This window comes from Bradyrhizobium sp. 14AA (assembly GCF_054185205.1).
Genome location: NZ_JAVAYM010000027.1, coordinates 38,470 through 51,670 on the forward strand (window position 1 = coordinate 38,470; position 13,201 = coordinate 51,670).

Below are 13,201 nucleotides of genomic sequence, written 5' to 3' on the forward strand. Positions count from 1 at the left end.
GGTAATGGGTCCTGGATCGGCGCTTCGCTTGTCCAGGACGACGGCGGAGGTAGACGCGCGAGCGCGCTCACTCCGCCCAGATCAGCTCCTGCAGCTCGACCAGATCGTCCGCCTTCTCCTGCCAGCCCTCGATGCAGATGTGGCTGTTGAGGTCGCTGGCCTGGTGCAGCAGCATCAGCGCCATCAGGCGGCGCTTGAGTGCATAGTCCGGCTTCGCATAGCCAAAACCTCCGAGCAGGCTGCGCACCCGGCCGGGCCGGCCGGCCGACATGAAGGCGCTCGGGCCGAGCAGATCGTAATCGCGCCACCCCGCCCGGACGTCGCCGAAGTCGAACAGGCCGGCGAGTGACCAGTCGCCGTCGTGGCACGCGAGCAAAAAGTTCTCCGGAATGTATTCGCCGATCAGGATCACCGGCGGTGCATCCATCGGGATGAGTTCGGCTGCGTCGCGCAGCAGATCGTGAAGGCCTGCGAGGAATTTCGGCGCAAGGCCGAGACGCGTGTGCCGTGCGCGGCACGCCTGCATCTGGGCACGCATGAAATCGTCCCAGCGCGGCTCGATCTGCGCGAGCGGACCGAGCGGGGCACGCTGCACGGACGCGATGGTCTCGCCGATCTGGCGCAGCACGCGCTCCTTCTGGTCTTCCGGCAATGACGGCCAGACCTCCGAGCCCAGCGTGCCGGCAAGGCGGGTGATGACGAGATAGGGCCAGCCATCGCGCGTCCCTTCCGCGACGATCTCGGGGATCGGCAAATGAAGGTGGCCTTTGAGCTGTGTCAGCGACCCGCGCTCGGAGACGAATTGCGCGCGCAAGAGCGGCGGGAAGATTTTCAGGATCAGCGTCTCGCCGAGGCCGAGCACGAGATTGGTGCCGGCGGCAAACACATGCGGCGCGCCGGTATCGAGACCGTGGCTGCGCGCGATGTCGAGTGCGATCGGCAGCCATCCTGGGGAAGCGGAGCGAAAGGCGCGGAAGGTCTCTGCGTCGGTGAAAAGAGGCAGCTTCATCGACATCGCAAACCTGATGCGCCTGAGCTCGTCATGCCCGGGCTTGTCCCGCCTGCGCGGCCGAAGCCGCTTCGGCGAGGCGAAGGCCCGGACATCCACGTTCTTCGGGCGCAGCAAGGCATGGATGGCCGGGACATAGGCGAGCGAAGCGACGCCGTCCTTCGGACGGCTTTGCCCGGCCATGACGATGTGGAAAGGTCTCGCGCTCCAACCATCGCCAAACTTCCATCCGCACTACCGCTCCGGACTTGCGCGCTCGAACTGGCGCAGCAGCTTGTTGCCGCGCTCGACCGCGGAATCGAGTGCGGCTTGCGCGCTCTTCTGGCCGTTAAAGGCCTGCTCCAGCTCGTCCTCGATCGCGCCGCGGATCAGCACGAAGGAGCCGAGCCGGACGCCCTTCGAATTCTCCGTCGGCGGATGCAGCGTGATCTCCTCGAACGAGATCGCCGAGCCCGGATTGCGCTCGTAGAAGCCTTGCGCGCGCGTCAGCTCGAAGGCGGCGCGGGTCACAGGCAAATAGCCGGTGTTCTGGTGCCAGGCGGCCTGCACGCCCGGCTGCGACAGATAGGCGAAGAAGCGGGCGACGCCCTTGTATTCCTCGCGCGGGCGGTCGCGCAGCACCCAGAGCGTGGCGCCGCCGATGATCGAGTTCTGCGGGGCATCCTTCACGTCGGGCCAATACGGCATCATGCCGTAGCCGATCTCGAATTTCGAATTCGCCCTGATATCGGCCCGCGTCGCCGAGGAGCCGATGAAGATGCCGCATTCGCCGTTCTGGAAGCGCGGCTCGGCCGATTGCCCGCGGCCGCCATAGTCGAACAGCTTTGTCTTTCGCCACTCGCTGAGCTGGGCGATGTGCTTGACGACGACGGGATTGTTGATGGTCAGCTCGGAATCGAGACCCGCAAAGCCGTTGGTCCGCGTCGCGAGCGGCAGATTGTGAAAGGCGGAGAAATTCTCGACATGAATCCAGGACGGCCAGGACGTGGTGAAGCCGCAAGCCGCACCGCGGTCGCGCAGACGCTTTGCCGCGGCGCCAAGCTCGGGCCAGGTCTTCGGCGGCGTCTCCGGATCGAGGCCGGCATCGCGGAACATGGTCTTGTTGTAATAGAGGATCGGCGTCGACGAATTGAACGGGAACGACAAGAGATTGCCGGCTGCGTCGGTGTAATAGCCGGAGACCGCGGGCAGGTAATCGTTGAGCGAGAACGGCTCGCCTTGGTCCCGCATCAGACTGAACACCGGATAGATCGCGCCCTTGGCCGCGGTCATGGTGGCGGTGGCGACCTCGTTGACCTGGACGATCGCGGGCTGGCTGCGCGAGCGGAAGGCGAAGATCGCCGCCGTCACGGTCTCGGTGTAGTTGCCCTTGTAAGCAGGCACGATGCGGTAATCGGACTGCGAGGCGTTGAAGTCGGCGGCGAGCTTTTCCAATTGCCGGCCAAGCTCGCCCGACATGGCGTGCCACCATGCGATGTCGGTGGCGGCCCGCACCGGCGCCGCCGATGCGAGAGCCGCGAGAGCGGCGGCGAGCTGCAAAAGGCGCAATGCTGATCTCACGATGGCTCTTCCCGTGTCGCACGACCAAAGACGGCTGCCCCTGCTTAAGGCGCGGCATTTGCGGTTTCAACCGGGAATGAGCGCCGGCCGCGCCGCACAATCACGCCACCGCGCCGGGCGGGATGGCCTTCCCTTAATCTGCTCGAGCCCCGTTCCGATCGGAACGGGGCGCCAGATTCTTAATTTGACGCGTTTCTTTACGCGAGCCGGTATCCACTTCGCTTGAAAACGCTTTAGATTGCGTTGAACCTTTTGCTCCCGCCATAGACTCCACCACTGAGGGGTTGAGTGTGCCAGTGTTGAGCCGTGCCGAACTCTCGCGGACCGGGGTGGTTTTCGTCGCGCTTTTGCTCGCGCTCTGCGCGACGGGCGCCGTTGCGCGCGAATTCCGCGCCGCCGACACCCAGACCGAGGATTACCCAACCGTGCAGGCGCTGCGCTACATGGGCGCCCTGATCGCCGAACGCACCGGTGGCCGGCACGAGGTCAAGGTATTCCACTCCCGCCAGCTCGGCGAGGAGAAGGAGACCATCGAACAGACCCGGGCCGGCGCGATCGACCTCAACCGGACCAATGTCGCCCTGATCGGCAACTTCGTTCCGGCGATGAACGTGCTCGCCATGCCGTTCCTGTTCCGGTCCATCGAGCACATGCAGAAGGTGCTGGACGGGCCGATCGGCAGCGAGATCCTCGGCAGCTTCGAGCCCTACGGCTTCGTCGGACTCGCCTTCTACGATTCCGGGGCGCGGTCGATCTACAACGGCGTCCGGCCCGTGAAGAGTATCGCGGATCTCAGGGGAATGCGGATCCGGGTGCAGCAGTCGGAGTTGATGAGCCAGATGATCCGCTCGCTCGGTGCCGAACCGGTCGAGCTGCCCTATGGGCAGGTGCTCACCGGGCTTGCCAACCACCTGATCGACGGCGCCGAGAACAACTGGCCGTCTTTCGTGACGACGGACCATTACAAGCATGCCGGCCACTACACACTCACCGAGCATACCATGAGCCCCGAGGTGCTGGTGATCTCGCTGAAGGCCTGGCGGAGCCTCTCGGCGGACGATCAGACGATCTTCAAGGAGGCCGCGCAGCGCTCCAGCCGGTTCATGCGCGAGAAGTGGCGCGACCTCGAGGAGCAGTCGCAGCTTAAAGCGCGGGCGGCGGGCGTCACCATCGTCAGGGACATCGACCGCAAGCCGTTCGAGGACGCCATGGCCGCGATCTACGCCAAGGCCGGCCAGGACCCCGCCGCGGCCGCCCTGATCGAACGCATTCGCAAGGTGGAGTGAGCCTCGTTGCCCGCGTCTGGACATAGCGAGCACGCAGACCGGACGCCCGGCCCGATCGGGCGGCTGCGCGCCCGGCTCGTCGGCGTGCTCCGGGCCGTGCCGATCCGCTGGCGCATCCTGTCGATCGCGGCGCTGAACTCCGCCGTCGTGGTGGTGCTGGTGGCGCTGATCTGGAACGGCTCGCAGGTGCTGGGCTCGGCCTGGGACGACGTGCGCCAGGTGCGCGAATCCGACCGCATCCTGGCGCTGCTCGAGAGCGAGACCGGGCGGCTGCATAATCTCATCCACCGCTACATCAACCAGCCGAGCCCGGACCTGTTCGCCGAGATCCTGCTGCTGCGCGAGGCGGTGCTGGGCACGCTGACCAACCGCGCCGCCAAGGACCCCATGCTGTCGGGTTCGGTCGAGGAGCTGGAGCGCACCACCGACCGCTTCCTCAACGGGTTCGGCGAGCTGCGCAGCGTGCAGGCCACCATCGCAAAGACCTACGAGGACCAGGTGCAGGGACCGGCCAGGGACATGGCCGGCCTCTACTCCATCATCGAGGGCGCCACCGGCCACCGCGACGCGCTGATCTGGCCTTCGCTCGGCAAATCCCGCGAGGCGTTCACCGCGATGCTGGTCGCGGCAAATTCCTACTATCTGTCGCTGTCGCCGGGTGCGGCCGACGACGCGCGCCGCCACACCGAGACGATCGAGAAGACCATCCCCGTGATGATCGACCTCGCCGACAACGACCTCCAGCGCATGGCGCTGCAGCGGCTCGGGGCCCGCACCGCCGCGCTGCGCGAGGGTTTTGCAAAGCTCTCCGAGCAGCTGACGAGCCGCACCGAGCTCCTGCGCAATACCATCGACGCCAGCCAGGCCGAGGCGATCGGCGCCATCGACGACCTCTCCACCAAGATGCGCCGGCGCGAGCAGAAGGCGCAGGAGACCTTCGACCGCACGCTGGCGGATATTTCCCGCCGTGTGCTCTCCATCGCGGTGATCTTCCTCGGCATCATCCTCACCGCCGGCGTGATGATCGCGCTGTCGATCCGGCTGCCGCTGCAGCAGATCATGGCGGCGATGCGCGCGATCACCCTCGGCGACCTCGACCGCGAGGTGCAGGGCACCAAGGCACGCGACGAGGTCGGCGCCATGGCACGCGCGGTGGAAGTGTTCCGCGAGAACGCGATCGCCAAGCGTGAGACCGAGGACGAGCTGCGCGCCTCCAAGGAGAAGGCCGAGAGCGCGCTGCTCGAGCTCAACACCGCGCAGCAGAACCTGATCGACGCCGAACGGCTGGCAGCGCTCGGCGGTCTCGTCGCCGGCGTCGCGCACGAAGTCAACAACCCGATCGGCATCAGTCTCACCGTTGCTTCGAGTTTTGCCCGGCGCAGCGAGATCTTCGAGGCCCAGCTCAAGGGCGAGGGCGGCCTGCGCCGCTCGCAGCTGGAAGAGTTCGTGCAGTCCTCGCGCGATGCCTCGCAGCAGCTGGTCGCCAACCTCCAGCGCGCCGGCGAGCTGATCCAGTCGTTCAAGCAGGTCGCCGTCGACCGCTCCCATGCCGAGCGGCGGCAGTTCTCACTGAGCGAAGCCACCGACCAGATCATCGCCAGCCTGCGCCCGGTGCTGAAGCGCTCGCCGATCACGCTCCAGGTCGACGTGCCCGAGGGGCTGCTGCTCGACGGCTATCCCGGCTCCTATGGCCAGATCCTGACCAACCTCTTCCTCAACGCCGCCAACCACGCCTTCGCCGACGGGCGTGCCGGCACCATCACCATCTCGGCGCGGCCGCGCGGGACCGAGGACATCGAGATCATCTTCACCGATGACGGGGCCGGCATGACCCCGGACGTGCAGCGCCAGGCCTTTGACCCATTCTTTACCACCCGGCGCAATGAAGGTGGTACGGGACTCGGGCTGCATATCGTCTATAACCTCGTCACCCAGCAGCTCGGCGGTCGCATGATGCTGGAATCCAAGCTGGGACAAGGCACTACTTTTCGCATTATCATGCCCCGGGTCGCCAAGGGCGGCGCGCAAAGCACAGAGACTGACGGGACTTCTCAATGGCCGAACAGGACGATGTCCTCCACCTGATCGACGACACCGGTACCGCGTCGGAGGATACGGACGCCCGGAAATGGAAAATCGCCGTCATCGACGACGATCCGGCCGTGCATGACGGCACGCGCTTCGCGCTGTCCGACTACAGCCTGAACGGCCAGGGCCTGGAGATCCTCTCGGCCTATTCGGCGGCGGAAGGCCGCAAGCTGATGGCCGAGCACGGCGACATCGCCGCCGTGCTGCTCGACGTCATCATGGAGACCGACGTCGCCGGCCTCGAGCTGGTCGAGTTCATCCGCAACGAGATCAAGAACGAGACCGTGCGCATCATCCTGCGCACCGGCCAGCCCGGCCAGGCGCCCGAGCGGCGCGTGATCGTGCAGTACGACATCAACGACTACAAGGCCAAGACTGAGCTCACCGCCGACAAGCTGTTCACCTCGCTGACCGCGGCGCTGCGCTCCTATCAGCAACTCGAGCGCATGGTGCAGACGCGGCGCGGGCTCGAGATCATCATCGATGCGGCGTCGACGCTGTACGACTTCAAGTCGATGCAGCGGCTCGCCGAGGGCGTGCTGACCCAGCTTGCCTCGCTGCTCAACGTCGATTGCGCCGGTATACTGGTCCTGCGCGACAATGGCGGCATCGACCCCGAACTCTCCGTGCTCGCCGGCAGCGGCTGCTACAGCCGCTTCATCGGCACGACCTCCTCGCGCGCGCTCGACCCCGATCTGCGCGCGCTTGTGGAGGCCGCGTTCCAGCGCCGCAAGAACGAATTCGCCGACCACCGCAGCGTGATTTACTTGCGCACCGGAAGCGGCCGCGAGGTCGTGGTGCTGCTCCAGGCCGAGCGCGACCTGTCGGAGACCGACCGCTCACTGGTCGAGATCTTCTCCAGCCGGCTCTCGATCGCGTTCGACAACGTCATCCTCTATCAGCAGCTACAGGCCGCCAACACCCAGCTGGAAGACCGCGTCGCCCAGCGCACCCGCGCCCTGATGCAGGCCAACCGCCGCCTGTCGGCGCAATGGCTGCGGCTGCAGCGCGCCAACGGCTTCAAGAACGAGATCCTGGGCACCGTCGCGCACGATCTGAAGAACCCGCTCGGCGTCATCCTCGGCCGCACCGAGATGCTGAAGGAGCTGATCTCGACCGGCGCATCGGAAAGCGGCGTGGTCGCCCAGGTCGATCACATCCGCGACGCCACCAAGCGCCTGACCACGATGGTCGACCATTTGATCTCGGACGCGATGGCCGATGCCTTCGACATCACCATCCGCCGCGAGCCGGTCGACGTCGCCGCCCTGGTGAAAGAGGTCACCGAGGCCAACCAGCCGCTCGCGGTCAACAAGCAGCAGGCGATCAGCGTCGCCGCGCCGCCCAACATCGTCACCATGTGCGACACCGACCGCATCCGCGAAGCGATCGACAATTTGATCAGCAACGCCATCAAATACTCGCCGATCGGCGGCAGGATCGACGTGGCCGTCAGCCACGAGAGCGGCGACACCATCGTCCGCGTCAGCGACGAGGGCGCCGGCCTATCGCCGGAGGACCTCGGCCGCCTGTTCGGCCGGTTTCAGCGGCTGTCGGCCAAACCGACCGCGGGCGAGAGCTCGACGGGGCTTGGGCTTTCCATCGTCAAGCGTATTATCGACATGCACGGCGGCGAGGTGACCGCCGACAGCGACGGCCCCGGCAAGGGCTCGACCTTCACCATCACCCTGCCCGCGACAGAGATGCCGTGATTCGAGTACCGAGATCTGAGTGATATGACCCAAAGCCAGCACATCATGATCGTCGACGACGAGGCCCCGGCCCGGGAGATGGTCGGCGATTACCTCAAGATGCACGGCTTCACAGTGACGCTGTGCGACGGCGGCAAGAGCTTGCGCACCGCGATCCAGGGCGGCATGCCCGATCTCGTCGTGCTCGACCTCAACATGCCCGAGGAAGACGGCCTCTCGATCATCCGCGACCTCAAGAGCCGCATCAACGTGCCGGTGATCATGCTCACGGCGACGGCCAGCCCGATCGACCGCGTCGTGGGGTTAGAGCTCGGCGCCGACGATTACGTGGCCAAGCCGTGCGAGCTGCGCGAATTGATGGCGCGCATCCGCTCGGTGCTGCGGCGGAGCACGCCGGTGAAGGCGGTGGCGGCGGACGGGGCGTCGGCGAAATCGGACAAGGAGCAGCTGGTGCGCTTCGGCACCAAATGGCTCGACCTCGAAGCCCAGGCCTTGCGCGACGATGAAGGTAACGAGCATCCGCTGACCGCATCCGAATTCGGGCTGCTCAAGGTGTTCGCGGCCAATCCGAAGCGCGTGCTGTCGCGCGAGCGGCTGCTCGAACTCGCCAATGCGCGCGACGCCGAAGCCTTCGACCGCGCGGTGGATTTGCGCATCATGCGCATCCGCCGCAAGATCGAGCCCGATCCCGCCAAGCCCGCCGTGATCCGCACCATCCGCGGCGGCGGCTATCTGTTCTCGCCGTCGGGCGAGAAGGCGTAAGCCGCGCGCGCGGCAAATACAGCTGTCGTCCCGGCGCAGTGCCGTAGGGTGGGCAAAGCGCAGCGTGCCCACCGTTCTCTCCACACTTGCGGAAGATCGTGGGCACGGCGCTTCGCGCCTTTGCCCACCCTACGACTGTCCCCCCGGGGCATCGATCCGGGACGACGGCGATGGGCGTGGCGCGACCGAACGCAAGGCCCGGAAATTCGTTCCTGCCCCGCCAAATCCCCACCCCCGTATTTTCCGTATATTGAAATTCCACGCTTTTTTACCCCGACTGTTTCGTCGCCCCCCTTCGGACGAAACAATTTGGCGGCGCACGAAACCATTTTCCGCTTTTGGTGCAGACGTCCCGAAACGTTGGCTGATTAACACTTTGGTCCAAGGAAACGCCGCTCGGTTGCGGCGCTACGGGGAGCCAGGTCAATGCCGAACGTCATCGCCATCAACGCCCAAGCCAGCCAGAGCATCGTTGCCGCTCAGGCGACCTCGGACGACATGCTTCTCGAAAGCATTGCCGACGGCAACCGGACGTCGATGCACATCCTCTATTGCCGGCACAATGTGCGGGTGTACCGCTTCATCCTGCGCATCGTGCGCGACGCCACCACGGCGGAAGACCTGGTCAGCCAGGTGTTCCTCGACGTGTGGCGCACCGCCGGCCAGTTCCAGGGCCGTTCGCAGGTTTCGACCTGGCTGCTCTCGATCGCTCGTTTCAAGGCGCTGACCGCGATGCGCCAGCGGCGCTTCGAGGATATCGACCAGGAAGACGTGCGCGAGATTCCGGATGGTTCCGATACGCCCGAGGCTTCGCTCGACCGCAGCGACACCAGCGCGATCCTGCGTGCCTGCGTGCAGAAGCTGTCGCCCGCGCATCGCGAGATCATCACCCTCGTCTACTACCACGAGAAGTCGGTGGAGGAGGTCGGTCGGATCATCGGCATCCCCCAGAGCACGGTGAAGACCCGGATGTTCTACGCCCGCAAGCAATTGGCCGAATTGCTTAAGGGCTGCGGCGTCGATCGCTTCGCCGCCTGAAAGCTAAGGATTTCAATTGGATAGGACTGCGCCTTGGCCCCATCCCGGACACGGAAGTGTTACCGCCGACGAAACAATTGAAACAAAGCACAACATCAGGCGGAAAAACTTCCCCCCTATAAAGCTCAGATACGGTTTCGTTAAACCTCCCAAGACCTCCAACGACCCGGACGGGATGCCCCCCTCCGGGTCGTTTTGTATTTGGGGGCATGACGACCACTGCAAATTTCGCCCCGTCACGAAGGCGTGACACCGCGTAACGTCCGGCGCATCCCGCGCGAACTGCCCTCGTGACCCCCATCACGAGTGGCCCGATGCTCGAACTTCTCTTCGCCGTCCTTGCCGGTGTCCTCACCATCGCCGCGCCCTGCACGTTGCCGATGCTGCCGATCCTGCTCGGCGCCTCGATCGGGCGCGCGGGACATCTGCGGCCTGCGATGATCGCGCTCGGCTTCGTCGTCTCGTTCTCGGCGACCGCGCTGCTGCTGGGCGCGATCACACGGCTGTTCGACTTCGATCCGAACGTGCTGCGCGAGGCCGCCTCGATCCTGCTGCTCGGCTTCGGCCTGTTGATGCTGTGGCCGGCGCCGTTCGAATGGCTGTCGATCCGGCTCAATGGCTGGCTCGATCTCGGCAATTCCAGCGCCACGCAGCGCGAGGGCGCGCTCGGCGGCCTCTTACTCGGCACCACGCTCGGCCTGGTCTGGACACCCTGTGCGGGGCCCGTGCTCGGCTCGATCCTGACGCTGGTCGCGACATCGAACAACGCCAGCTGGGCCGGCACGCTGCTGATCGCCTACGCGATCGGCGCGGCGATTCCGATGCTGGCGATCGCCTATGGCGGACAGGCGGCAACCACGCGCGTGCGCAGCCTCGCGCGGATCTCGCCGCGGCTGCAGCAGGGCTTTGGTGTCGTCGTGATCGGCTTCGCGGTCGCCGCCTATTTCCAATACGACACGCTGATCGTGGCGTGGCTCACCGGCTTCTACCCCACCGGCCAGATCGGCCTGTGATCATCGCGCATTTCACCCGGAGGACGATTCCATGACTTTCAAACTGCTCGCTGTGGCCGCCGCATTGATCGGCTTCACCGTCACCGGCGCCGTCATCCCCGGCATCTGCGACGAGGCCGTCCGCGCCGCGCCTATCGTCACCGCCGCCGCAAGCCAGGACACCGCACCAGACTTCACCGGCATCAACAATTGGTTCAACTCGAAACCGCTCAATATCGCCGACCTCCGCGGCAAGGTCGTGCTGGTCGATTTCTGGACCTATGGCTGCGTCAACTGCGTCAACACGCTGCCGCACGTGACCGACCTCTACGCCAAGTACAAGGACAAGGGCCTCGTCGTGGTCGGCGTGCACACGCCGGAATTCCCGTTCGAGCGCTCGGCCGCCAACGTCCAGGCCGCGCTGAAGCGCCACGGCATCACCTATCCGGTGGCGCAGGACAATGATTCCAAGACCTGGAAGGCCTACCGCAACCAGTATTGGCCGGCGCAATACATCATCGACCAGACCGGCAGAATCGTGTTCCAGCACGCCGGCGAAGGCCGCTACGACGAGATCGACCGCACGGTGGCCAAGCTGCTGAACGCCAACAGCTGATGCCGGATGGCCGCGGCCTTCGTTGTTGCTTGACTCCACGGACCCGTCCGTGGAGGTTCGCGCCGACGAAATTCAGCCGCCCGCAATGGACGACGCAACCACCAATAACGACATTCGCCTTCGCGAAGGCGCCTCGATCGCGCAGCGGCTGGTCATGTCCGGCTTTGCGGCGGCCGTCGCGCTTTGCTTCACGCCCGGCCTGTTCACGCACGACACCCTGGAAGTGATCATATCGGTGGTCGCGCTGCTGGTGGGCGCGGGGTTCGTCGCCGGCATCATGCTGGCACCGGCGGTGGTGTGGATCATCACGGCGAACGAGATCTTGATCGGGCAACAAAGCCCGTTCGGAAAGCTTCGCACGCGGGTCATCGCGAAGGACGACATCAGCGGATTACAGGTTCCCGGCAGCAAGCGGGTGAAGGCCCGCTTTCAGCTCGTCTTCACGCTGGCCTCGGGGGAGCGCCTGACGTCCCCGCCGATCTCCGACGTCACCCATGTTCGCGACACCGTGGCCCGGATCGCGGCGCAGTTCGACGTCCCCAATGTCGAGGATCCCGTCAATCCGCTCGATGCCAGCAATCCCGAGATGCATCTCGGCGAGCCGCTCGAGGCGTTTTCGACAAGAGACATCCGGATCGTGTCGCTGATCGCGGTCGCGCTGTGCGCCGTTCCCTACGCATACAAGCTCTGGCGCGGCCTGTCGCCGAGCCATGTCGACATCCTGCTGCTGCCGGTTGGCGCGCTCGCCGCGTTCGCCGTGCACCGATACGCCAACCTCGTGACCGGCGCCTTCTGGGTGATCGGCGAGGGCGACATCCGCGTCGAACGCCTGTGGGGCGACGGTAGCCCGCGCGCCGACCATATCGAGGGGCACGACGTGAAGACGATCACCGTCGAGCGCCGCGGCCGGTCCGAGGACGAGCACTGCATCGTCACGATCCGATTGCGCTCGGGGCGACGGTTTCGCAGCCCCCGCATCGGCTCGCGGCCCGAGGCCCGGGCCGTGGGGGCCGAAATCGTGCGGCGGCTCGGAATCGGGGCGGAGAGCAACAAGATCTAGCTCTCCGCCGCTTGCGACGGCGCGGCCGCATTTGAAGAGAAGCTGACAAGTCGTCTGCAGCCATCCTTCGAGACACCCGCCTGCGGCGGGCCCTCAGGATGAGGATGGTGGCGTGGCGGCACTTTCAGCGGGCACCGTGCGTCTTAGCCTCATCCTGAGACCGCTGGAAGCGGTCGTCTCGAAGGACGAGGCGCGCGCTCAGGCCGCCACCAGGGAAGTCCGTCAGAGGGAGCGCAGTACCGCCTTGGCGACGATCTAGGCTTTTCGCGCCATCCCCTGTTTGTGGCATTGCCCGGCCTCGTCAAAAAACCAAAGCATTCTCGTGACATATCAGCCGGGCGCGCCATCAACTTGCCATGAACTTGCCCCTGAGATTTGATGGCGGTTGAATGATTTGCGCAGTGGCAGTGGGGAGAGCTTGAAATGACGGATTTTCGTCGCCTGACCGGGATGTTTGTGGCCACGATCGGCCTGATCCTGTCCGCACCGCAGGCCATCGCGCAGCAGCCTGACCGCGGCGACGAGCCGGGTCTGGTCGCCGACGACGCCTACCAGCTCGAGCCGGAATGGCAGAAGCAGGTGGTCTACTTCCGCACCACCGAGACGCCGGGCACCATCATCATCTCGACCGCAGAGCGCCACCTCTATCTGGTGCAGCCGGGCGGGCGCGCGATCCGCTACGGCATCGGCGTCGGCCGCGACGGTTTCCAGTGGCAGGGCCTGGTGAACATCACCAACAAGAAGGAGTGGCCGGACTGGACGCCGCCGCCGGAGATGATCCAGCGCCAGCCCTATCTGCCGCGCTTCATGGCCGGCGGCCCCGGCAACCCGCTCGGCGCCCGCGCCATGTATCTCGGCACCACCGTCTACCGCATCCACGGCACCAACCGCCCTGACACGATTGGCACCAAGGTGTCCTCGGGCTGCTTCCGTCTCGTCAACAATGACGTCGCCGATCTCTACGATCGCGTCCCTGTTGGCACCAAGGTGGTCATCCGGCAGAAGCCCGAGCTCTAAGGCCTATTCGAGCATGGTCGCACTGATCATGCTCCCCCGCCTCCGTCCAAATTCCTTTTCC

The 13,201-nt window shown here is 65.5% G+C and carries 11 protein-coding genes; 9 read left to right on the forward strand and 2 right to left on the reverse strand.

Annotation, left to right across the window (positions count from 1 at the left end; translation table 11 throughout):
- Positions 1-67: 67 nt before the first annotated feature.
- Both RAD15_RS35655 and ugpB read right to left on the reverse strand, forming a co-directional pair.
- Positions 68-1,015, reverse strand: coding sequence for an aminoglycoside phosphotransferase family protein (locus RAD15_RS35655; protein WP_458183489.1), 948 nt, complete (start codon positions 1,013-1,015; stop codon positions 68-70).
- Positions 1,016-1,243: 228 nt separating this feature from the next.
- A complete protein-coding gene (gene ugpB, locus RAD15_RS35660; RefSeq protein ID WP_458183397.1) occupies positions 1,244-2,569 on the reverse strand; it encodes a sn-glycerol-3-phosphate ABC transporter substrate-binding protein UgpB in 1,326 nt (441 codons plus the stop codon).
- 290 nt (positions 2,570-2,859) lie between these two features.
- Between ugpB and RAD15_RS35665 the strand changes: the two genes are divergently transcribed.
- The 9 genes from RAD15_RS35665 to RAD15_RS35705 all read left to right on the forward strand — a co-directional run bounded on the left by RAD15_RS35665 (position 2,860) and on the right by RAD15_RS35705 (position 13,140).
- Positions 2,860-3,855 (forward strand): TRAP transporter substrate-binding protein, encoded by a 996-nt coding sequence (locus RAD15_RS35665; protein ID WP_458183398.1) that lies wholly within the window; start codon positions 2,860-2,862, stop codon positions 3,853-3,855.
- 54 nt (positions 3,856-3,909) lie between these two features.
- On the forward strand, positions 3,910-5,940 hold the full coding sequence (locus tag RAD15_RS35670) for an ATP-binding protein (protein ID WP_458183490.1): 2,031 nt from the start codon (positions 3,910-3,912) through the stop codon (positions 5,938-5,940).
- On the forward strand, positions 5,910-7,655 hold the full coding sequence (locus RAD15_RS35675; RefSeq protein ID WP_458183399.1) for an ATP-binding response regulator: 1,746 nt from the start codon (positions 5,910-5,912) through the stop codon (positions 7,653-7,655). Before RAD15_RS35670 ends, RAD15_RS35675 begins: the two co-directional genes overlap by 31 nt.
- Positions 7,656-7,679: 24 nt before the next feature.
- Positions 7,680-8,417 carry a response regulator gene (locus tag RAD15_RS35680; RefSeq protein ID WP_458183400.1) on the forward strand — a complete coding sequence of 246 codons (738 nt, stop codon included), beginning with the start codon at positions 7,680-7,682 and terminating at the stop codon, positions 8,415-8,417.
- 426 nt (positions 8,418-8,843) lie between these two features.
- Positions 8,844-9,455, forward strand: a complete 612-nt coding sequence (locus RAD15_RS35685) for a sigma-70 family RNA polymerase sigma factor (protein WP_458183401.1) — start codon at positions 8,844-8,846, stop codon at positions 9,453-9,455.
- 314 nt (positions 9,456-9,769) lie between these two features.
- Positions 9,770-10,468 (forward strand): cytochrome c biogenesis CcdA family protein, encoded by a 699-nt coding sequence (locus tag RAD15_RS35690; protein ID WP_458183402.1) that lies wholly within the window; start codon positions 9,770-9,772, stop codon positions 10,466-10,468.
- A gap of 31 nt (positions 10,469-10,499) precedes the next feature.
- Complete coding sequence (locus tag RAD15_RS35695; RefSeq protein WP_458183403.1) at positions 10,500-11,063, forward strand: redoxin domain-containing protein; 564 nt, start codon at positions 10,500-10,502, stop codon at positions 11,061-11,063.
- Between the two features lie 85 nt (positions 11,064-11,148).
- Complete coding sequence (locus RAD15_RS35700; protein ID WP_458183404.1) at positions 11,149-12,123, forward strand: hypothetical protein; 975 nt, start codon at positions 11,149-11,151, stop codon at positions 12,121-12,123.
- Between the two features lie 423 nt (positions 12,124-12,546).
- A complete protein-coding gene (locus RAD15_RS35705; protein WP_011083844.1) occupies positions 12,547-13,140 on the forward strand; it encodes a L,D-transpeptidase in 594 nt (197 codons plus the stop codon).
- Positions 13,141-13,201 lie beyond the last annotated feature (61 nt).